The 21,345-nt window shown below is 43.0% G+C and carries 20 protein-coding genes; all 20 read right to left on the reverse strand.

Going from position 1 to position 21,345, the window contains the following annotated elements:
* Positions 1 to 160 precede the first annotated feature (160 nt).
* Positions 161 to 1,171 (reverse strand): deoxyguanosinetriphosphate triphosphohydrolase, encoded by a 1,011-nt coding sequence (locus EQM06_RS06450; RefSeq protein WP_128745551.1) that lies wholly within the window; start codon positions 1,169 to 1,171, stop codon positions 161 to 163.
* Between the two features lie 39 nt (positions 1,172 to 1,210).
* Positions 1,211 to 2,212 (reverse strand): inorganic phosphate transporter, encoded by a 1,002-nt coding sequence (locus EQM06_RS06455; RefSeq protein WP_128745552.1) that lies wholly within the window; start codon positions 2,210 to 2,212, stop codon positions 1,211 to 1,213.
* On the reverse strand, positions 2,205 to 2,828 hold the full coding sequence (locus EQM06_RS06460) for a DUF47 domain-containing protein (protein WP_205666521.1): 624 nt from the start codon (positions 2,826 to 2,828) through the stop codon (positions 2,205 to 2,207). The genes EQM06_RS06455 and EQM06_RS06460 overlap by 8 nt, the downstream gene beginning before the upstream one ends.
* Positions 2,829 to 3,009: 181 nt before the next feature.
* A complete protein-coding gene (locus EQM06_RS06465; RefSeq protein ID WP_164914373.1) occupies positions 3,010 to 3,195 on the reverse strand; it encodes a catalase-related domain-containing protein in 186 nt (61 codons plus the stop codon).
* Between the two features lie 4 nt (positions 3,196 to 3,199).
* Complete coding sequence (locus tag EQM06_RS06470) at positions 3,200 to 4,147, reverse strand: catalase (RefSeq protein ID WP_164914374.1); 948 nt, start codon at positions 4,145 to 4,147, stop codon at positions 3,200 to 3,202.
* A 78-nt stretch (positions 4,148 to 4,225) separates the two neighbouring features.
* Positions 4,226 to 4,867, reverse strand: a complete 642-nt coding sequence (locus EQM06_RS06475) for a precorrin-8X methylmutase (protein WP_128745556.1) — start codon at positions 4,865 to 4,867, stop codon at positions 4,226 to 4,228.
* A gap of 1 nt (position 4,868) precedes the next feature.
* A complete protein-coding gene (locus tag EQM06_RS06480) occupies positions 4,869 to 6,395 on the reverse strand; it encodes a cobyric acid synthase (RefSeq protein WP_128745557.1) in 1,527 nt (508 codons plus the stop codon).
* Positions 6,396 to 6,412: 17 nt separating this feature from the next.
* A complete protein-coding gene (gene cobD / locus EQM06_RS06485) occupies positions 6,413 to 7,483 on the reverse strand; it encodes a threonine-phosphate decarboxylase CobD (RefSeq protein WP_128745558.1) in 1,071 nt (356 codons plus the stop codon).
* A complete protein-coding gene (gene cbiB, locus EQM06_RS06490; protein ID WP_128745559.1) occupies positions 7,471 to 8,448 on the reverse strand; it encodes an adenosylcobinamide-phosphate synthase CbiB in 978 nt (325 codons plus the stop codon). Before cbiB ends, cobD begins: the two co-directional genes overlap by 13 nt.
* The gene (gene cobJ, locus EQM06_RS06495) at positions 8,445 to 9,197 is read right to left on the reverse strand and encodes a precorrin-3B C(17)-methyltransferase (RefSeq protein ID WP_128745560.1); all 753 of its coding nucleotides are present in this window, start codon (positions 9,195 to 9,197) and stop codon (positions 8,445 to 8,447) included. Before cobJ ends, cbiB begins: the two co-directional genes overlap by 4 nt.
* Positions 9,197 to 9,952, reverse strand: a complete 756-nt coding sequence (gene cobM, locus EQM06_RS06500; protein ID WP_128745561.1) for a precorrin-4 C(11)-methyltransferase — start codon at positions 9,950 to 9,952, stop codon at positions 9,197 to 9,199. The genes cobJ and cobM overlap by 1 nt, the downstream gene beginning before the upstream one ends.
* Before the next feature lie 44 nt (positions 9,953 to 9,996).
* On the reverse strand, positions 9,997 to 11,139 hold the full coding sequence (gene cbiD, locus EQM06_RS06505) for a cobalt-precorrin-5B (C(1))-methyltransferase CbiD (RefSeq protein WP_128745562.1): 1,143 nt from the start codon (positions 11,137 to 11,139) through the stop codon (positions 9,997 to 9,999).
* Entirely contained in the window at positions 11,112 to 12,482 is a 1,371-nt protein-coding gene (locus EQM06_RS06510) for a cobyrinate a,c-diamide synthase (protein WP_128745563.1), read from the reverse strand. The genes cbiD and EQM06_RS06510 overlap by 28 nt, the downstream gene beginning before the upstream one ends.
* Entirely contained in the window at positions 12,483 to 13,733 is a 1,251-nt protein-coding gene (gene cbiE, locus EQM06_RS06515; RefSeq protein ID WP_128745564.1) for a precorrin-6y C5,15-methyltransferase (decarboxylating) subunit CbiE, read from the reverse strand.
* Positions 13,730 to 14,818, reverse strand: coding sequence for a cobalt-precorrin 5A hydrolase (locus EQM06_RS06520; RefSeq protein ID WP_128745565.1), 1,089 nt, complete (start codon positions 14,816 to 14,818; stop codon positions 13,730 to 13,732). Before EQM06_RS06520 ends, cbiE begins: the two co-directional genes overlap by 4 nt.
* A 139-nt stretch (positions 14,819 to 14,957) precedes the next feature.
* Positions 14,958 to 15,398 (reverse strand): dUTP diphosphatase, encoded by a 441-nt coding sequence (gene dut / locus EQM06_RS06525; RefSeq protein ID WP_128745566.1) that lies wholly within the window; start codon positions 15,396 to 15,398, stop codon positions 14,958 to 14,960.
* A gap of 150 nt (positions 15,399 to 15,548) precedes the next feature.
* Positions 15,549 to 16,799, reverse strand: coding sequence for a M16 family metallopeptidase (locus EQM06_RS06530; RefSeq protein ID WP_164914375.1), 1,251 nt, complete (start codon positions 16,797 to 16,799; stop codon positions 15,549 to 15,551).
* Between the two features lie 62 nt (positions 16,800 to 16,861).
* Entirely contained in the window at positions 16,862 to 17,638 is a 777-nt protein-coding gene (locus EQM06_RS06535) for a polysaccharide deacetylase family protein (protein ID WP_128745568.1), read from the reverse strand.
* A gap of 63 nt (positions 17,639 to 17,701) precedes the next feature.
* A complete protein-coding gene (locus EQM06_RS06540) occupies positions 17,702 to 20,026 on the reverse strand; it encodes an S-layer homology domain-containing protein (protein ID WP_128745569.1) in 2,325 nt (774 codons plus the stop codon).
* Positions 20,027 to 20,131: 105 nt separating this feature from the next.
* Positions 20,132 to 21,337 carry an alginate O-acetyltransferase AlgX-related protein gene (locus tag EQM06_RS06545; protein ID WP_128745570.1) on the reverse strand — a complete coding sequence of 402 codons (1,206 nt, stop codon included), beginning with the start codon at positions 21,335 to 21,337 and terminating at the stop codon, positions 20,132 to 20,134.
* Positions 21,338 to 21,345: the final 8 nt, after the last annotated feature.

Consider the following 21,345-nt stretch of genomic DNA (forward strand, 5'->3'; position numbering starts at 1 on the left):
TATCACCGCTTATTGAACTGAAAATTTCCGTATGAACTGTCCCCCACAGCCACGTAAAGCTATGAGCGAGATTTTAAATAGTATACATTCTTATATACGACATATTTAAGCAAATCCTTTTTTATTTTTTAATTTTCTTGCTATTTTTTTGATTTATCCTTTATTTCCATCCCTTGGGAATGAAGATTTCATTGTACAGATTCAATGCATATCGGTCGGTCATCCCCGCGATATGGTCCTTCACGATCTCTGCAATTCCATATTCTTCAATAAGCTCCTGTCTTTCCTTTGGAAGATATTCAGGATGATCCAGATAATAGTCATATAAAGAATTGATGATGATTTCCACCCGGTGCAGATCTTCATGCCGTTTGACTTTCTCGTTGTGATATACATTCTCGAACATATATTCTCTCAGCTTATCCATATATTTTTGACATCTGCTGCTCATAGTAATCTGATCCTGCTCATCGCTATGAACGATCAAGTCCATGACCAGGGTGTTGATTCGCTCACTGTGGGTATTTCCCAAAGCATCCAGACAATCCCCTGGCAAGTCACCAAGCTGAATGACGCCGCTTCTTAGGGCGTCATCAATATCGTGATTAATATAAGCAATCCGGTCACTGAATTTCACAATTTGACCTTCCAGAGTAAACGGTCTGACCGGACCTGTATGATTGACAATGCCGTCCTTTACCTCTGCCGTCAGGTTCATTCCAAACTTCCCCTTACTGCCTTCAAGGACTTCCACCACTCTCAGGCTCTGAACATTATGCTTAAAACCGCCCGGATGTATGTTGTTTAAGATGGTCTCTCCGCTATGCCCGAAAGGAGTATGTCCCAGATCATGGCCCAGCGCGATGGCTTCGGTCAAATCTTCATTTAAAGATAATCCTCTGGCAATGGTTCTGGCAATTTGAGAAACCTCTATGGTATGCGTCAGCCTGGTTCTGAAATGATCTCCCTCAGGAGCCAGAAAGACCTGCGTTTTATGCATCAGCCTTCTGAAAGACTTAGAATGAATGATTCGATCTCTATCCCGCTGAAATTCCGTCCGTACCTGACATTTTTCTTCCGGCATTGCCCTGCCCTTCGATTCTGCTGACTTCGCAGCAAAGGAGGATAAGTTCACATATTCCTTTTTTTCTAAATCTTCTCTTGTAACCATGTTTACACCTTCTCATTTAAACAACGCTTCATTATTTCCTTACAAAAACATAATCAATCTGCCTATGATAAAAGCCGCTATTCCGCCTAAGCACATTGTTATAGGCAACGTGATGACCCACGCTGTCACAATGCTTTCGGCGATAGCCCACTTCACTGCGGAAAGTCTTTTCACACTGCCTGCTCCCATAATCGCAGTCGTAATAACATGCGTAGTGCTCACAGGAGCGCCGAAGAACGACATGGACTCAATTACTAAAGCAGCCCCTGTCTGTGCGGCAAATCCGCTGGCCGGCTGCAGCTTTGTAACGCCGCCTCCCATGGTCTTCATGATTTTCCATCCACCGATGGAGGTACCGGTTGCCATAGTGACTGCACACGCTACTTTGATCCACAGCGGAATACCGCTGCCGCTCTCTAAAACGCCTCCCGTTATCAAAGCGAGGGTCATGATGCCCATAGTCTTCTGCGCATCGTTATTTCCGTGGGAATACGCAATAAGCGCGGCAGAGAAAATTTGCAGCTTTAAAAATAATTTATTGACTTTTCCCTGAGACCAGCCCGCAAAAGCGATAAAAATCAGCTTCATAAAAAAGAAGCCGCAGATAAAACCGATAATCGGTGAAGTGAACAGGGGAATCACTACTTTTTCCAAAACACCGGACCAGACAATATGTTCAAAGGACCATGTATAAACAATCGTTGCCCCAATCAATCCGCCGATCAATGCATGGGAGGAACTGCTGGGGATTCCCTTCCACCAGGTAATGAGATTCCAGATAATAGCTGCTATTAAAGCAGACAGAATAACATACTGCTTCAGCTGAATGTCCACTAATCCCGTAGATATGGTCATGGCGACCTTTTCACTGACCAATGCACCGCAGAAATTCATAATTGCTGCCAGCAGGATCGCCTGTTTGGCCGTCAGAGCTCTTGTATATACAGAAGTTGCAATCGCATTCGCCGTATCATGAAATCCATTTATAAATTCAAACAACAGGGAGACGACGATTACTAATATCAGTATCGTACTAAACATATTTCATTACCACGCCTTCCAGAATATTTGCTACATTTTCGCAGGAGTCCAGACTGGCCTCCAGCTCTTCAAACAGATGCTTCCACTTGATCAGTTCAATGGGATCCTTTTCTTCTCTGAACAGCTTGGACAACGCTTTTCTATAAATGACATCCCCTTCGTTTTCTATTCGGTTGACTTCAATGATCTGATCTCTTACAATTTGGTTTTTCTTCATTTCAGAAAGATGTTTGAATAGAACATGCAGCTCCCGAATGCTCTGCATAATCAAATCTGCCATGGATACGGCTTCCGGCTTCACGGCATGTACATTAAAAACTAAAAATCGATTGGCAACCTCCTCCAATGAATCTACGATGTCATCCATTTCTCTCGTAACGGAATAAATATCCTCTCGGTCAAAAGGAGTAACAAATGAACCATTTAAAGCTTTCAGGATTTTATGAGCTTCCATATCACATTCTGTTTCTAAAACTTTGATTGCAGCAACCTTGTCCTCAACTTCCTCATAATTTTTTACCAGATCCACAAAAGCTTCTCCAGCTTTTACAATTTTATCAGCATATTCTATAAATAAACTATAAAAAATGTCTTCTTTCTTTTTTGCGCTAAGCATGGCGTCCTCTCTTTCATTCTCATTCATTAAAATTTGTTGCCAATATATTAACATTGCACTCTATATTAATTATACGCTAAAAAGTGTCGTTTCTGTTAAGAAAATGTTAAATAACTGTAAAATGCATGTAAATTAGGCCTAATCAGACCCTATTTACAGAATATTTCAAGAAAACGTCTTTTTACAACTGTCTCTGAATAGTATCTCCAAGTTCTTCATTGACAAATTTTAAACACTCTACAACCTTTTCCTGCACTTCATCACTGATAAACATTAGACTTTCCACCAGATTATACACCAAGGCTTCCTTGTCCGCCGTACTAAAAGCTTTCAGGCTGTCGTTGGCCTGCTGATACACCAGTTCCATGTTTCTACCTCCTCCTGTTTCGCCATTCCTCATCGTGAGAAAAACACATCAGCGCTAACATTTCGTCCTCCGGTATTTCAATTCCCGGCACAACATGGGACGGACTGAAATAGCACAGCTCTACCTCATCATGAAAACTGGACGGCAGCCGGTTCAAAATCAGTTTGCCCACCTTAATGTGCGGACAGGCACGTTCAGGCCAGGTCAAAGTCTTATCAAAAATATCAAAAGGAAACTCTTTAGCGGCATTTTCAGGAATAATTTGCACTGACAGCTCATATTCTGGATATATACCATCCTCTATAGCGTTATATAAATCGTTTGTCAAGGCATCCGGATCATATCCCGCCAGAAATTCAGCTTCCTGTGACGGAATATTTTGGATGCCGGCTAAAGGCATCCATTGATACCGAACATAGAAAATTTTATTTTTTTGATTTCGCCATATATACGTATTCACACTGAATGACTCCATATGACGATAACTCTTTATGGTTCCCTTGTTGGAAAATAACCACAGAATCAAATGAAAAGCTTCCGGATTATCAGACATAAACTTCCAAAATTTTTCCCGGTCAAAGGACAGCCCATTCTGAGGACGCAGGGCATCATATAAATCCGGAAATTTTTTAGCTTCCTTTATAAAAAACACAGGCATATTCTGACACATCAGGTCATAGTCGCCGCCTGCGGTAAAAAATTTCGTGCACATGCCTCTGACATCTCTGGCCGTTTCTGCCGAACCCCTTCGTCCCAGTGCTCTGGAGAACCGAACAAAAACTTCCGTGGATTCTTCCGGATTATTTAAAAAATCTGCTTTGGTGTAATCAGAAAACGGCATGTAAAGATAAAATTCACCGTAAGCACCTACACCCTTCTCGTGAAATAATCGTTCTGGCGTCATTTCTCTGTTCAGTTCAGCCAGTTTATTGAATAAAAGAAAATCTGTCACAATACCACCCCATTATGTAATAGTATATGCAGCAGATTATATTTGTTGATTATGACCTATCCCGATTTGCGAAACAAATTACAGCTTGCCGTCGCGCATCATGTAGAGAATCGCATTGCAGATCGCTGCCGCTACATTGCTTCCGCCTTTTCTTCCGGCTGCCACAATGTGGGGCATATCTGACGACAAAATCAAGTTCTTGGATTCCACCACATTGACAAAGCCAACGGGAACACCGATGACCGCTTCTGGTTTCAGCTTTCCCTCACTGAACAGTTCGTAAATACGCACTAAAGCGGTGGGCGCATTGCCAATGGCAAAAATCACCGGCCTGTCTAATCGAGCCGCCTTATCCATAGCGGCAGTCGCTCTGGTGGTTCCATTTTCCTTTGCCGCCTTAGCCACATCCTCATCCGATATAAAACAGAACACTTCTCCTCCCAAGGTTTCTAAAAATCTTTTATTAATTCCGGATTTCGCCATTTGTGTATCGGTCACAATGCAAGCACCATTTCTCAGGGCTTTTGAGATTTTATGCACCACGCCTTCCGAGAATTTCATATTATCATAGTAATCAAAATCTGCAGAAGTATGAATGACTCTTTTTACGATCGGAGCCAATTCTTCCGGTATATTTCGTTCCCCAAGTTCTTCTGTAATAATTTCAAAGCTTCTTTTTTCAATATCAGCCGGTAATACTTTTTGTAAATCGATCTTCATCTTACACTCCTTCGTTCAATATTCTATAAACAGCTTCCATGTCCATGTTTTCCCGAAGCCCTTTCGCAAGCAAATTATACTGCTCTTCCTTATAGGCTTTTACATCCAGCCCGGAGACGGCAGACTCATCCAGTCCCTTCTTTTTCAGCAGAACAGAAACGATGGTTTTTACCACATCCTCTTTATCAAATATCCCATGAATATAGGAGCCGTAAATGTTATCTTTGAAAAGTCCGGCCGACTGGTCTGTTTTTTTTGAAGAAATTTCTGTGATTTGAGTCAGGAAATTCACGCTGCTCTCCTCGGATTCTTCTACTGTAGACTGTCCCATATGTATTTCATAGCCTTCAATCTCTATTCCGTGAAGTGCCGAAAAATATCCGTTCCCCTCCGTAATGAAATGACCCTTTACCTGCGTTCTAGTTTTTTTCTTTTCAAATACCGTGGTACACGGTAACAGTCCCATTCCTTTCATATTGCCGCCATGTTCCACATGATCCGAATCTTTCAGCTCTCTTCCCAGCATTTGAAACCCGCCGCAAATACCGATCAAAGGCTTTCCGGCTGCCGCATATTTTATAATAGCCGCTTCCAGACCGCACTGTCTCATCCACAATAAGTCTTCCATGGTGTTCTTCGTACCCGGAATAATAATCAGATCCGGATTGCCGAGCTGTCCCACCGAATCCACATATCGAAGCCCTACAGCATCGGAGTATTCAAATACGTTAAAGTCTGTGAAATTCGAAATTCGGGGAAGCCGGATCACCGCAATATCAATCAGTGCCACCTTTCCCTTTCGGCTGAATTTTTCGGTCAGGCTGTCTTCGTCATCAATATCCACGTGAAGATAAGGAACTACACCCACCGTAGGTACATGGATGATTTTTTCCAGCATGGAAAGCCCCGGCTGAAGAATCGTCTTATCTCCTCTGAACTTGTTGATAATCGTCCCCTTTACCATAGCTCTGTCTTCTTCATTGAAAAGAGCCATCGTTCCTACCAAAGAAGCAAAAACGCCTCCCCGGTCTATATCTCCCGCCAAAAGCACGGGAGCCTTCGCCATCTTCGCCATATACATATTGACGATATCGTTTTCCTGAAGATTGATTTCCGCAGGACTTCCGGCTCCCTCCAGAACAATAATGTCATATTGGGAGGCCAGCTTATCGTATGCCTTTTTTATTTCCGGCACCATATCACGCTTATGGCTGTAATATTCCTTTGCATCCATGTTGCTGTACACTTCACCGTTTACAATTACCTGAGAAGCCATGTCGTTGGTGGGCTTTAAAAGAATGGGATTCATCAGCACAGATGGTTCTATCCCTGCTGCTTCAGCCTGCACCACCTGAGCCCTGCCCATTTCCAGCCCTTCCTTCGTAATAAAGGAATTGAGCGCCATATTCTGAGATTTAAAAGGGGCTACTGAATATCCATCCTGCTTAAATAGTCTACATAATCCTGCAACAAGTAAACTCTTGCCCGCATTTGACATGGTTCCCTGAACCATTATTGCCTTTGCCATAAAAACCTCCATCTTCCCTATATTGATTTTAACACATTTATCAGCCGCTCATTTGCACGGTGTGATTTGACCGCAATCCGGTAATATCCTTTTTCCAATCCCACGTAATTACTGCAATCTCTTATAATAATTCCCTTTTCTAAAAGCTTTTCCTTGAAATCGGATGGGTCATACCGGCCGTTGTTCTCAATCTTTAAAAAAATATAATTTGCAGAAGGGTTATAAAATTTTATTCCTAACTTATCAAGTTCTGATACTAAATAAGTCTTTTCTTCCCGGATTTCCCTCATGGATTCTTCCAGATATTCTGTTTCTTTTAATGCCTGAACTCCGGCGAGCTGTGCCGGCACAGAAACGGACCAGGGCTGCCCCATATCGGTGATCTTCTTTAGCAGCTCTTTATTGCCGGATAATCCATATCCCAACCTCAGTCCCGGCATCGCATAGCTTTTGGTAAACGCTTTTAGAATAAATAAGTTTTCACAAGACTCCACATGGGATTTCATGGTGTATTTTTCATACGCCTCCACAAATTCAATAAAGCATTCGTCGAGAACCATCATAATATGGTGTTCCGTACATTTAAGAAGTATTTTTTCCAAAAGCTCTTTCGTCATCAGTTGTCCTGTTGGATTATTGGGATTACATAAAAAAACAACATCATAAGACGAATCCAGTGCATTTAAATAGTCCTCATTCAATGCAAAATCTTGTTCTGCAGACAGCTCATAATGCTTCGTGTGACAGTCCACCGTGTTTAGCGCAGTTTCATATTCTGCAAAAGTAGGTGCCAGCACCAAAGCCTTTTTAGGCTTTAGAGCCAGTGCAAGCCGGAAAACAATATCCGCCGCACCATTTCCGCATAAAATACATTCCTTATCCACCCCTTCAAATTCTGAAATGGCGGCAATCAGCCGTCTGCAAAGCGGATCCGGATAATGTACACAGGAATCCAGACCGTCTATAATCGCCTTTTTTACCTTCTCCGGAAGACCCTTCGGATTAATGTTCGCCGAGAAGTCCAAAATGTCTTCCATTCCTTTTTCTTTTACACTGTATATATCTCCACCGTGAACTAAATTAACCATCGAACCACTACCATTCCTAACATACAAACTATCAATGCAATCCAAGCTGTTCCGTAAAGCAGCCTGTTTGAGAGAATAATATCTTCTTTGTTGACAGGTCTCGTATCATCTCCTATCGTCTTTTTTTCATAAAGCTTACCGAAATAATACGCGTTTCCCGCCAGCTGAATCCGTAACGCCCCCGCGCACACAGCCTCCGTATGGGCACTGTTAGGGCTTGCATGATTCAATCTGTCCCTTCTGTAAATTCTGGCAGCATTTTTAAAATCCAGACCGCAGAACAAAGCTGCTATGATCATAAACATACCGGATAATCTGGCCGGTATAAAGTTCAGTACATCATCCAGCTTGGCGGCAAATCTGCCAAAATACAGATATTTATCATTTTTATACCCGATCATGGAATCCATCGTATTAACAGCCTTATACAAAAATCCCAGCGGCGCTCCCCCGATCGCCATAAAGATCATCGGTGCCACCGTTCCGTCAGACGTATTTTCCGCCACGGTTTCTACGGCGGCTTTAATAATGCCTTCCTCTGTCAGATTTTCTGTATCTCTTCCAACAATCATGGATACCTTCTGTCTCGCTCCTTCCAGGTCATTCTTCTCCAGCTCTTTATACACGTTCATGCTTTCCGTTTTAAGAGCCTTGACCGCTAAAATCTGATAGCACATGACCGTTTCGATCACAACACCCGCTATCCAATGAATCTTGTAGGCTATACCTAAAAGAACAGCCGGAACAAAAAAGGACAGCACCAGAATACAGAACGCCATCAGCATTCCTGCACGGAACTCTCCGCCCCTGGTTTTAGATGAAAAGTGCCTGAAAAATTGTTCAAATTTATCAATAGTATTTCCTATAAGCCGGATTGGATGGGGCCAGTTATGCGGATCGCCTATCAACAGGTCTAAAATAAATCCAAGAAATAAAGGCAGAACAGCAATTAAAATAGGATTCATTTACTGCCCTCAACTTCCTTATATCCTCTGGGAGTGACCATTTTCCCATTTATGTTTTTCGTCTTGGAATTTCCGATAAATACGGTAGTAAACATGTCTACCTTTGTATCCCTCAAGGTTTTCAGATCGGTTATAATCCCCGTTTCTCCTTCTCTTCCGATATTCTGAACATAGCCTGCCACATTTTCAGGTTCTCTGTGCTTTAAAAGAATATCACAGGCTTTTTGTAAATAATCATACCGTTTTATACTGGACGGGTTATACAGGCAGATGGAAAAATCACCTACAGCCGCACATTCCAGTCTTTTCTCAATCAGCTCCCAAGGGGTAAGCAGATCGCTTAAACTGATAACCGTAAAGTCATGAATTAAGGGTGCTCCCAAAACGGCAGCTCCGCTGCATGCCGCTGTAATACCCGGTATGACTTCTATTTCCACGTCTTCATCCAGCCCTCTAGCATGAACAATCTCGTACATAAGTCCCGCCATGCCATAGACTCCGGCATCTCCGCTGCACACCATGGACACTGTTTTTCCTTTCACTGCCTCATCCACCGCCAGATTGCATCGATCTGCTTCTTTTTTCATAGCGGTGGAAATCATTTGAGTTCCCTTGAAACGGTCTTTTATTAAGTCAATATAAACCGTATATCCTGCAATTACATCACTTTTTTCCAACGCTTCGAGAGCCCGGTTCGTCATCTGGCTGAGATTGCCCGGTCCTAATCCTACCACAAATATTTTTTTCATTACTTAGACGCCTCCCTGAATTCATGTGTAAAGCCCGGATCATAAAGCTTTGAACGTTCATAGCTGTTTCCAAGGAATCCGCCGACCACAATCATAGCAGTCTTGGTAATGTTGTTCTCTCTTGCTGTCTCCGGCAGGGTTCCTACGGTACATCGAAATACCCGTTCTTCCGGCCAGGTCGCCTTATAGACGATAGCGGCAGGGGTTTCCTCCGTATAGCCTCCGGCCAGCAGCTTTTCTTTTAAAGGTTCTAACAGTCCGGTGGATAAAAATATGGCCATGGTGGCTCCGTGAGAAGCCATCAGAGACATTTCTTCTTTTTCCGGAACCGGAGTACGGCCCTCCATTCTCGTAATGATCACAGACTGGGATACATTCGGCAAAGTGTATTCTGCATTTAACGCAGCTGCAACACCGCAGAAAGAACTCACGCCCGGCGTCACCTGAAAGGAAATATTCTTTGGTTCCAACAAATCCATCTGCTCTCGAATAGCGCCATACAAGCTCGGATCTCCCGTATGTAACCGGACGGTCATCTTTCCGTCAGCCTCTGCTTTTTCCATCACGGCAATCACTTCTTCCAGCGTCATGCCTGCACTGTTATAAATATCGCATTCCGGTCTGGCAAGCTTCAGCAGCTCCGGATTGACCAGCGAGCCTGCATAAATAATGACATCTGCCTCCTGCAGCAATTTCTGTCCTCTAACCGTAATCAAATCAGGTGCTCCCGGACCTGCTCCAACAAAATTAATCATTTCAAACAATACCTTTCTATATTTATTAATCTGACCTGTATCTTTTAAAGTTTCTCCAGGATATGATCGACTTCCGAAGTTTTTCCAAGATACCCATGCTTATTGGAAAACATGATTGCTCCGATTTCCATGTGTTGATGTGTTCTGCTCTTTAAATGGAATTCTATTTTATCCATCAGAGATTTTATCACCTGCTCCTTTAATTCCGTACTGTAAGTCTCCAGCACTTCATACGCATTATCCGTCGTTACCGAATTTAAAAGGGCTTCTATCAGCTCCGGTTCTGCTCCGAATCTAGCTGCATGGGCGGATAAAATCTCCATTCGGGCATCCGCATACTTGGAATGGGTATTCATGATTCCGCCGGCTACCTTGACCAGCTTTCCGATGTGTCCGACAAATAAGATTCCTTTAAAGTCCTGCCCTTCCGCATAATCTAAGCTTTCTCCGATAAAATTACTGCATTTCACAGAATAAAAATCTTTATCCGCAAAATGTTCTTTTAAAAAGGTTTCTCCGTAGTTTCCCGGAGTAAGGACCAGATATTCTGCCCCCAGAGCTTTTCTGACATCCATCTCTACTTTAATGGTATCGATCAGAGCCTGCTCGCTCATGGGTTCCACGATTCCGCTGGTTCCAAGCACCGACAGTCCGCCCTCTATGCCCAGTCTGGGATTATACGTCCGCTTTGCCAAGTTCTCTCCTTCCGGTATGGAAATTGTTACCCTGGCACCGCCCTCATATCCAAGCTTTGCAAAAGCCTGCGACACCATCTGTCGTATCATTTTTTGGGGAACCGGATTAATTGCTGCCTGACCCACCGGACACGCCAGTCCGGGCAGAGTCACTCTGCCGACTCCTTTCCCGCCCTCCAGCAGGATTTCAGCACATTCGCTCTCCATCAGCTCCACTTCCGCATAAACGAGAATCCCATTTGTAATGTCCGGGTCATCCCCGCTGTCTTTTTGAACGGCACAGGAAGCCCTTTTGGGGCTTGTCCGGCAATCCAGCAGATCTAAAACCAAAGGAATCCCCTTTGGAGTGTCTACGACTATTTCTTTTATTTCTTCTCCCAAGGCAAGCATGGCAGCAGCCTTTGCCGCCGCTGCCGCACAGGTTCCGGTAGTGTAGCCTCTGCGCAGCTGGCCTTCCCTTGGGTTCAATTCCCTGTTTTTTTCTGACCGCATATATTTACAAACCTTTCCGCCGCTTTGATGTTTGAATAGAAATGTATATGAGGATACCCCGCATACAACTGTTCATTTCCAATCACGCATTTCCAACTTTTTGACCGGTAGGGTTTTTGGGCATGAAAGCATTCTCCTGAATTATTACTGTCCCAGTAATGAAATTCATGGCCCTTGATATGCATGCCTTCTGTGCAGAGAAGATTTGCCTTCTCCGCCCGCATATCAATATATCCGAACCGTACCAGTTTACCTGCATACGTACATTCTCCCCGGACAGCACCTACCATTTTATAAGAATGCCCCAGCTTGTCCTGCACCGTTTCGTGAAGATACATAAATCCGCCGCATTCTGCCAGGCATGGTACATTCTCTTCTAAAGCTTTTTTAATGCTCTGTCTCATGGAGCGGTTTGCTTCCAGTTCTTTCAGATACAGTTCGGGATAACCGCCTCCAAAATACAAGCCCTGCAAGTCCTCCGGCAGCTTTTGATCCTCTAAGGGACTAAAATAGCAGAGATCTGCTCCAAGTTCCGTAAGAAGATCCAAATTATCCTGATAATAGAAGCAAAATGCCTTATCCTTTGCCACACCAATTCGTACTTTTTTGCCGCAGACGATTTCCGGCTTCGTAAAACCTATTTCCGGTGCGGTCTGTGCCAGCTTTACCAGTTTATCCAGATCGATGGACTCAGCCGCCTGAGCTGCTAATCTATCCAAAATTTTCTTCAAGTTGCCTACTTCCTGAGCTGTCACCAGTCCTAAATGCCTGCTTTCCAGCGAGCATTCTTTCAAGAAGGGCATATATCCTAAAACAGTTATCCCTAACTTTTCTTCAATAAGGGGTTTGATTTCCTCATAAATCTGGGGCGAAATTCGATTTAAAATCACACCTTTTATGTTGCTGTCGCTCTCCAATTCTTTAAAGCCTTTAATTTCAGCCAATATGGAGACAGCCTTTGCCTTGCAGTCTATGATTAAAACAGAGGGGGTCTTTGTTTTTCTGGCCAGATCATAGGAACTGGCTTCATAAGACTTTCCCGTTATACCGTCATAATATCCCATGACACCCTCTATAATAGCTATGTCCGCATGTCGAGAATTTTTGGCGAGAAGGTATTGAATCGTATCCGCATCATTAAAAAATAAGTCCAAATTTCTGGATGCCAGGCCTAATGCCTCTTTATGAAACATGGGATCAATATAATCCGGACCGCATTTAAAGGACGCAATCGGACAGCCCCTGTTGATAAGCGCCTGAAGAATAGCGCAGACCACCGTAGTTTTACCGCTGCCGCTGCTCGGTGCTCCGATTAAGATTCTCGGTAAATTTTTTGTTTCCATTTAAACCACCTGTGACGTTCCCTGTACAGTTATAATATATATCGGATTTTGACCCATCATCAGATGATAGTCTCCCAAAGCCTTCGCTTTGGAAACGTTGAGCTGGGTCACGTCCGTTTCTCGGAATCCATACCTTTTCATGCAAGAAGTAATTTCTCCTAATGCTTCAAGAGATACGGCATTCATTACCATTCGAATGTCCGGATTTTTGGTAAGAAGTTTTTGAACAATTTCCTGCAAGTTTCCTTTTGAACCGCCTATAAAGGCTTTATCCGGTATGGGCAGACTTTCCAGAATTTCCGGTGCCATGCCCTCAATTATATGTAAATTTTTTACGCCGAATCGCTCTTTATTTTTCTGGATCAAATCAATGCCCTCTGAGTTTATTTCAACCGCATAGACCTCTCCATAAGGGCAGGCTAAGGCCATTTCTACAGATACGGAACCCGTTCCCGCACCGATGTCATACACCACATCCCCTTTTTTTAGGCTTAATTTCGAAACCGTGACAGTGCGCACTTCTTCCTTGGTCATAGGAACACTTCCCCGGATAAACGCTTCATCCGGAATTCCCAGCGTGTCCTTCTCCCGATATGGAAGCGGATCGTTCAAAATCATCATGACACTTAAAGGTTCAAAATCTTTCTCATAAAGCTCCGACGCCGTCCCCGCAGTAATTCTTTCATCTTCATAGGAGAGCTTTTCCCCTACGAACACAGAAACCGCTCCCAGTCCGGCTTCCACCAGCCTGCCGCAGATCTTTTTTACGGTATTGTCAGCTCCGTCCGTCAGGAAAAAGGTTTTCCCATGGTTTAAAACAGCCGGCACATCCTTGTCCTTTCGGCCGTGCAGGCTGACGATCTCTGCATCCTCCCAAGCTATTCCTATGGCACAGGAAAAATAAGAAAGGGAGCTGATTCCCGGTACATATTCAAATCTTATCCGTTCATTTCCAAATATGGAAGCATATTTGTCCCGGATTAAATCCCGAAGCTTCCTTGCTCCGCTGAAAAAACCCAAGTCTCCGGACATTAAAACAGAAGCTTGCTGAATGTTCTCATGCTCCTCCAGCCAGCTCAGAATATCCTGCGGTGTGATGGCATATACCGTTTGCTGATCTGCACCTTTTAAGCTGTCCACCATTCTTCTGGCTCCGATTAAGACCGGACTGGCGGCAATGACATTTCTCCCTTTCACCGTAAGCGTATCGGGATTGCCCATACCTATTCCTACTATATAAATCTTTCTCATTCATCCTTCTCCGCAAAGCTTAATGCTGTATCACTCTTCGCCATGGCGATGGTTACACCATTCAGCGATTGTTTTCTTAAAAATAGAGTACTGCCTTCATTTGAAGCGACAGCCGCCCTCTCGCAAACATTTTCCAGTCCTGTGATGCTCCTTACAAAAGCGGAGGGCGTAAAATCTCCCTCTATATTCATCAATTCCTCCCCTGTAAAGGTTCTAAACGGAATGTCAAATTTTTCTCCAAGCTTAAGCAACGCCTTTTCTGATTTTTTCAAATCGATCGAGGCGATACCCTGAATCGCTTCGGTTCTTATATGTGCTTCTGAAACTGCTTTTTCAAACAGTTCAAGAACCGATTTATATGAAATATCCTTTTTACAGCCCATTCCCACAGAAATGTTTTTAGGTACCAACTGGAGTACGGTCTTATCCCCGCCCTTCAAAGAATTTAAGACCTTCTCTGTGATGATAATGCAGGCGTTTCCTTCGTGAATTTTCTCTTTTAAGGTCACTGCATCCACCGGCTGAATTCCTTCAGGAACTTCTCCTTCTATCCGGCCGCCATAATATAAATAAACGGTTTTTCCCTTTAAAATGTCTGCGGAAATCTGTTTTGCCGCTTTTAAGTTGACAATACTCAGATTCTGGCTCTTTGCCCACACGTCCACCGCAAACCGTTTGTTGATGTCGGTTGCCGTGGTTATGACCGGTATACCATCTATGTCCTCTGCTATACGGGAAGCCAATTTATTGGCTCCTCCAAGATGTCCGGATAAAAGAGATATGACATACTGTCCCCTTTCATCAACGGCTACAATGGCAGGATCCTGATCCTTGCTTTTCAGATACGGTGCGACGGCTCGGACAGCTATTCCCGTAGCCCCTATAAAGACAATCGCGTCATTGTTGTCAAACGCTTCTTTTGTCCACTTGCTAAGGCTTTTTTCCATGGGAATCAAGCCAATATCCGAAGCGGTATCTTTCATTCCATACGCCAGACACATCTCTCCCCGGAGAGACAGCTTATCCGCTATAGATTTACAGGTATTGCCGCCCTTTAACGTAAAAGAAATCAATGCAATCCTCATAAGTCCTCCTACTAATCGCTGCTTTCGAATCCACCCGTACTACTGCAATAAAATGAATTCATTTACGATACTTCAAATTATAACATAATGCTCACAATACTTAAATAGTTTATTGCTCTATTGAAAAGTCCTATCGTAACTATCGGCAAGCATCGGTCGAACCAAATCCATCTGTGCCTCGTTCTGTCTGATTGAGTTCGTCTACTTCATTAAATTCAACTGACAGATATGGAATAATAACCAATTGTGCAATTCTTTCCTGTGGTGTAATGATGCGTTTTTCCTCGCTGTCATTATGCATGATACAGCCAATTTCTCCTGTATAATCCTCATCAATTACTCCTGTACAATTTCCTGGCCTAAGCATTTCTTTTAAAGACAAACCGCTTCTGGCAAATACCCCGCCAAAATAGCCAGCTGGTATTTCAACTGCAATACCGGTCGGAATGACTTTTGTTTCATGAGCATTTAATTCTACAGATTCTTGTAAATCAGCATATAAATCATATCCCGCCGCATAGGAACTGCCCCTTGTTGGTATAGTCGCTGTATCGGTCAATTTTTTAATATTAATAATCATCTTATCTCTCCCAAATTGTTTTAATCCATTATTCTGTAAATAGCTTTTCAATTAAAACAAGAAGCCCTGAATTTATTTCTGGACTTCTCTTCATTTCACATATTAATTACTATTGATTTCTCCGGCATAAATCCTACCTCTTCCTCTTGTTTAAGACCGTACTATTTTTTTCAGATCACACTTTTTATTGGTAACGATCACTGCCGAATATTGTTCAATATCGTCAATCAGTGCGGAAGCTTTTCGGATGTCCTCCATAGTAACGGCATCAATTTCACCGATGACCTCTTCCGGCGTATAAATCCTGTTTAATAAAATCGTATTTTTCCCATTAGAGAACATTCTGCCGTTTACATTTTCCTGTCCAAAGATATAGCTTGCCTTTAGCTGCTCTTTTGCCACATGCAGTTCATCCTCTGTAATGCCGTCTTTTTTCAGAGACTCCAGTTCTTCCTTAATGCCGTGAATAGCATCGGAAATCTTATCGTGGCTTACCCCCGCATAAATATTGTAATATCCCGCATTTGCGAAGGAGCTGGCATGAGAATATACGGAATAAGCCAGTCCTTTTTGTTCTCTTATATTTTGAAAAAGTCTGGAGCTCATGCTGCCGCCCATAATATTATTTAAAAGAGACAGCGCATAATATCGGTCATCTTCCAGTGAAATTCCTCTTGTTCCCATGCAAAGATGAGATTGCTCTATATCCTTCACCTTTACTTTAAAATGAGGTTCATACTCTTCATTATAAAACTTTTTAGCCAGCTTTTCAGCTTTTAACTGGCTTAACTTTCCGTCAAAAATTCTGCACAGCGAATCCATATCCACATTTCCGACTATGGAGATAACAAGGCTGTCTCTGGTATATTCATCCTCAATATACTTCTTTAAGGTCGCCTGAGAAATGCTTTTTAACGAGGATTGTGTTCCGATGATGGATTTTTCATAGGGACACCCTTTAAAAATCAAGTCGCTTATTTCTTCATGAGCATAATCGTCCGGAGTATCCTCAATCATTTTCATTTCTTCGTAGATCACCTGTTTTTCTCTGGACATTTCCGTTTTGTCAAAGGTGGAATTTAAAAACATATCCAGAAGAATTTCAGCTGCCTGTTCTGCATTTGAGTTCAACGTTTTCATATAATAACAGGTGGCTTCTCTTCCTGTAAATGCGTTGATCTGTCCGCCTATGCGATCCACATCCTCCGCTATTTTCTTTGCACTCCGCTTTTCGGTTCCTTTAAACATCATGTGCTCAATAAAGTGGGAAATACCGGAAATATTCTTTATTTCATCAACCGCACCGGTTTTTACCCAAATACCGATTGCAACAGATTGAACATAAGGGATTTGTTCCATAACAATGCGCGTGCCGCAATCTAATTTTCTTGTTTCAATCATACCCTCACCGCTTTTCTTTCTATAATTCAATTTGTTAATAGTCATATTCATTTATTATACAATTATACGGGCATTCTGTAAAGTGGGACAATTCTATACCCTTGTGCATTGATTTGTTCTATTAATTCCGGCAATGCTTTTAAAGTTTCCGGCTTTGGATGCATTAATATGATGGCTCCGTCAAGAGGTTTAGACAGGATTCTCTGTATAATGACCGGAGCCGAAGAGCCTTCCCGCCAGTCAATGGTGTCCGAACTCCAGAGAACGACTTTATATCCCAGCTTTTCTGCTATTTCCACCGTTCTGGCATCATAATCTCCGGCAGCAGGAGCAAAATAGTTCGGCTTTATACAAACTGCGTCAATAATAGCGGTTTCCGTCTTTTCGATTTCTTCCTCTACCTTTTCAGAGGAAATGTCGCTGCATAATGCATGACTGTAGCCATGGCTCTGAATTTCATGGCCTGCATCGTGCATCTGTTTTAATAAATCCTTATGATTTTCTGCCCATCTTCCTGTTACAAAAAAAGTCACCTGAATATCTTTTTCCTTAAATACCTTTAACATATCGGGGATGACATCCTCTCCCCAGTCCACATTGCAGGCAAAGGTGCATAGATTGTTTCCTTGCGCCCCGTTTCTTATGATCCTGCTTTCATATTCTTTTGGGTCTGCTGCCGTTGCTACCGCATTGTTTCCTTCCTGTTTTTCATAAATCGTATTCCAGGTTTGAGCCGTTTGATCTGCCAGAATCTTATCCAAATTGCTAAACCCCTGAAAAGCTGCTGCCAAAACAGCGAACAGGGCGATTCCAAGCACGCTCCAGTTTTTATTTTTCATAAAAAAACACCCCCACTAAACCTATGCGTGGGAGTGTTTGTTTTATACTTTTATTTTGCGGAACTACTTGTTCACGCCATCCCGTACGTTCAAATAAACGTACATCACTTTAGCTGCCTGTGCCCTTGTTGCCAAGCCCTGCGGCTGGAAATCACCTTCCGGCTGACCGTTAATAATTCCTGCACCAACAACCGTACTTACATAATCAGACGCCCATGGACTGATAGCGGACTGATCCGTAAATTTTATGCCGGCTGAGGTTTGAGGTAAAGTCAGATTTTGACTCGTTGCAAATTTGCAGAGCATAATAGCCATCTGTTCTCTGGTAATATTAGCATTTGGTTCGAAGGTGGTATCTGTCATACCGCTTACAATACCGTTTTCATATCCCCAATTTACATAGCCATAATACCATTCATTGGCCGGCACATCGGTAAACCCTGCCGGATTTGATTTGCTTACGTCCACATTATCCACTGTTTTAGCCAGCAATGCAAGGAATTGTGCCCTTGTCAGCTGTGCGTCCGGCAGATATAAATTGTTGCCCATACCGTTTGCGATACCTCTTGCCGCAAGAGAACCGATATAGGTTTTAGCCCAGTGATTAGCCGTATCCTTGAAGTCTACGGTCAAAGCTCCTACCTGAACCGGTATGGTAATCTTATAGCCGTCATATACCGCATATATGTTTCCGGTTTCCGCATTTTTACTTCCTGCTTTGAACAGCCCGTTTTCATCAATCGTACCGATGTTCTGGTCACAGGTCCAAGTAAAGGTCTTATCACTGGAGACCACAGAAATCGGCCCGCTTTTAACAGACAGATTAATATCCGAGCTCTGACCGGCATCCAAATATAACGCGGAAACAGAAGGCAGAATCGTCAGATTGTTTTTTACTACTTCCACCTGAGTCGTGCCGGATATGTCTCCGGCAGTTCCGATAATATTTACCTTTCCTTCCGTATCTCCTGCTGTATATAATCCATTGCCGGTGATACTGCCATTACCGCCTTCCACTTCATAGCTGACCGCACCCGGAAGGGATACTTTTTCAAACAGACCGTTGGAAGCATAGCTGTTTATTTGTACGTCAGCTCCCGGCATGGCCAATGTCAGCGAAGGATAAAGATTCAGATTTCGAGCGGTATTGTCACTGCTGCCTGCCTGATATACGAAGAGCAGTGCATTGGATACCTTTCTCTCTGCTCCGTCTGACGGCGTATTTTTTCGGCCTGCCGTATTTTCCAGACCGGGCATTCTGGAATACAGAGCCGTGGATCCGCCGCCATCCATGTTAAAGGCATAGGTGCAGCCCAATGATTTCATGTGGTTTGCCAGTTGAACCAGATTCAGGCCCTTTGAATTGGTCTGTCTTCCGTCCACTACGTAGAGAATCACCGTTCCGTCACTTTTGATGCCCACCGCAGTTCTCGGATTCAAGCCGGTACCGGAAGTCACGACATTTCCGTTTTCTACCAGGGAATAGTAAATTCCCATGGCTTCCGTGGCATTGGCAAGACCGGTGTTTGCATTATCCGCCACGCTGATTTCTACTTCGCTTCCTACCACCATGCAATACAGCTGAGAAGCAGTCGCCGAACCGGAAACCGTAGATAAGACCACTTCATTTTCTCCGATTGGGGTGTTATGTGTATCCACATTTACAGATTTTACCGTGCCCTTTATGGTTTTCCCGATCTGAAGCTGCATATTATCCTGACTTCCGCAGTCTACAACCACTTCGATACAGCTTCCGGCGGTCTTGGTGCTGGAAGCATAATGCCTGTTGAACAGATGCAAGCCCTTGGCTGCCCCATGAGGAACATTATAATAGTTTATCTGTGCGGAAAAAGGTGCCTGTACTTTTTGTACGGTGCCGGTGGACGCATCATCGTAAGCCAGTGTCCCTTTTAGCCCATAGCTTACGTTCACATATTGCAGAGAAGCTCTGCCCGTGCTGTCAAAGGCAATGACCCTGTCCGGCGCATATCCCGAGGTCACGATATTTCCGTTATGTATAACAAGCCCTTTTGGGGTGCCCGTTGCCGTGTCAAAGAGATCTCCGTTGACGGCTGCCAGAACTTTGTACCCCTGCTGTTCCGCATAATTTGCCATGGTGCCGACCGTTGCCATGCTTCGGACCTCACCATTGAAAATCATCGGCTTGACTGTTCCCGAAGCGGTATCCGCCTCGACAAAAAAGGCGTGCTCCAGTCCGTTTGAACTATTTATTCCGATTTGTTCATGATACGTAACGCCGTCAAAAATCTTCTTTTCCGAATCCAAGTAAACATTGCCTAAGCCATCATAATATGTAAAACCTGAAAAGCTTGCGATTATTACTGAAATGGCCAAAAAAACAGCTAAAAATTTCGTACTTTTTTTCATTTTTTCCCCCTTTATGTAACAATTATGCCATAAAACTTATTTTTTCCACTAAGTCCGACATTCTTATTGTAACATGCGGTCTTGAAACTTCAAGTTACGGTTACATTACGAAAAGTCAAACATTTCCTCATTAAAGGTGTCCCCATTATATAAAAGAATCACCACATCCGGTCTGTTCTCCTTGGCATATTTTGCAACCGAATCATTAAAGAGCCGCAAATCCAAGGCTCTTACTTCATGTACGCCCAAAGAAAGGAAGGAATAAACAGGTACGCCAAAAGAATCCTTTATCATCATAACCTTTCCAGTATTTACTAAGTTATTTTCAAAAATCAGTTCCTCATTATCACCATGGTATACAGCATATCTATTAAGGTCAACTGGCGCTTCCTTTACTAAATATTTTTTATCCAATATGGCGTTATAAAAGGAACCTGTATAAATTTTTTCCGCCCCGTAATCGTGTTCATACAACGTATAGTTTGTTTTGAAGGCAGGAGTTATCAGCGTAAAGTCGTCCAGACCGGAATAAAATCTTCCCGTACGCCTGCCCATAGAACCCAGATAGCATTTTTTTAGAGTGGTTACTTTATAGTTCTTTAAATCCTTGTATTTGCTGTCAATGGTAAACCCGTAATCCTTATTCAGTTCGTCCATAATGTGGCCTGTGGCTTCAAATGCCGTTTCGATCCGCCAGTGGTGGTCGGTGTCAAAAAATAATTGGTTCTGCGTTTTTTCTCCATCTCTTAAAAGTGGTCTCAAATCCAGATACGCAATGCCTCTTTCATCCAACCCCTTTAAAAATAAGTTCACATTGTAATCCGCATAATCCTTTTTGTTGATCGGGAGCTGTTGTTCGTCATCCGATAACTTAAAAGGTGCCTGTACATATAAAAATGGTATGCCGGCTTCGTCCAATTTAGACTTTAATTCTTCTACGGCATCCAAAGAACGCATGACTCTGAAATTTTTCTTATCCACTTTGAAAATAATTTGATTATATTTTGTTTTGTAGATTTCTCCATATCCCGCATCACTTACAATGTGCTTTCCCAGAACTCTCTGTATCAATCCATAATAAGAATTGTACTGTTCTTCAAAGCAAGTCTCGTTATATACGGTGTCTTCTGCAATATGAATTGCCTTTGTTACTCGATCCAGTATGGGAGTTCCCGGCCGTACCTCTGTTCTATACTCGGTGAGAAAGTCGTTTACAGGGTCGTTATCTTTATATGTCAGCAGTCCTATGAGCATCCCTGTAATAATGCCAAAGAAAAGGACGGCCGCAACATACTCTTTTTTAATCTTCACAGCGTTCC

The organism is Aminipila luticellarii (assembly GCF_004103735.1).
Taxonomy (GTDB): Bacteria; Bacillota; Clostridia; order Peptostreptococcales; family Anaerovoracaceae; genus Aminipila; species Aminipila luticellarii.

Bases quoted from the DNA above. Each gene is read 5' to 3' on its own strand.
- EQM06_RS06450 (WP_128745551.1), bottom strand. From the start codon at position 1,171: ATGGTTACAAGAGAAGATTTAGAAAAAAAGGAATATGTGAACTTATCC.
- EQM06_RS06455 (WP_128745552.1), bottom strand. From the start codon at position 2,212: ATGTTTAGTACGATACTGATATTAGTAATCGTCGTCTCCCTGTTGTTT.
- EQM06_RS06460 (WP_205666521.1), bottom strand. From the start codon at position 2,828: ATGCTTAGCGCAAAAAAGAAAGAAGACATTTTTTATAGTTTATTTATA.
- EQM06_RS06465 (WP_164914373.1), bottom strand. From the start codon at position 3,195: ATGGAACTGGTGTATCAGCAGGCCAACGACAGCCTGAAAGCTTTTAGT.
- EQM06_RS06475 (WP_128745556.1), bottom strand. From the start codon at position 4,867: ATGAAGATCGATTTACAAAAAGTATTACCGGCTGATATTGAAAAAAGA.
- EQM06_RS06480 (WP_128745557.1), bottom strand. From the start codon at position 6,395: ATGGCAAAGGCAATAATGGTTCAGGGAACCATGTCAAATGCGGGCAAG.
- cobD (WP_128745558.1), bottom strand. From the start codon at position 7,483: ATGGTTAATTTAGTTCACGGTGGAGATATATACAGTGTAAAAGAAAAA.
- cbiB (WP_128745559.1), bottom strand. From the start codon at position 8,448: ATGAATCCTATTTTAATTGCTGTTCTGCCTTTATTTCTTGGATTTATT.
- cobJ (WP_128745560.1), bottom strand. From the start codon at position 9,197: ATGAAAAAAATATTTGTGGTAGGATTAGGACCGGGCAATCTCAGCCAG.
- cobM (WP_128745561.1), bottom strand. From the start codon at position 9,952: ATGATTAATTTTGTTGGAGCAGGTCCGGGAGCACCTGATTTGATTACG.
- cbiD (WP_128745562.1), bottom strand. From the start codon at position 11,139: ATGCGGTCAGAAAAAAACAGGGAATTGAACCCAAGGGAAGGCCAGCTG.
- EQM06_RS06510 (WP_128745563.1), bottom strand. From the start codon at position 12,482: ATGGAAACAAAAAATTTACCGAGAATCTTAATCGGAGCACCGAGCAGC.
- cbiE (WP_128745564.1), bottom strand. From the start codon at position 13,733: ATGAGAAAGATTTATATAGTAGGAATAGGTATGGGCAATCCCGATACG.
- EQM06_RS06520 (WP_128745565.1), bottom strand. From the start codon at position 14,818: ATGAGGATTGCATTGATTTCTTTTACGTTAAAGGGCGGCAATACCTGT.
- dut (WP_128745566.1), bottom strand. From the start codon at position 15,398: ATGATTATTAATATTAAAAAATTGACCGATACAGCGACTATACCAACA.
- EQM06_RS06530 (WP_164914375.1), bottom strand. From the start codon at position 16,799: ATGATTGAAACAAGAAAATTAGATTGCGGCACGCGCATTGTTATGGAA.
- EQM06_RS06535 (WP_128745568.1), bottom strand. From the start codon at position 17,638: ATGAAAAATAAAAACTGGAGCGTGCTTGGAATCGCCCTGTTCGCTGTT.
- EQM06_RS06540 (WP_128745569.1), bottom strand. From the start codon at position 20,026: ATGAAAAAAAGTACGAAATTTTTAGCTGTTTTTTTGGCCATTTCAGTA.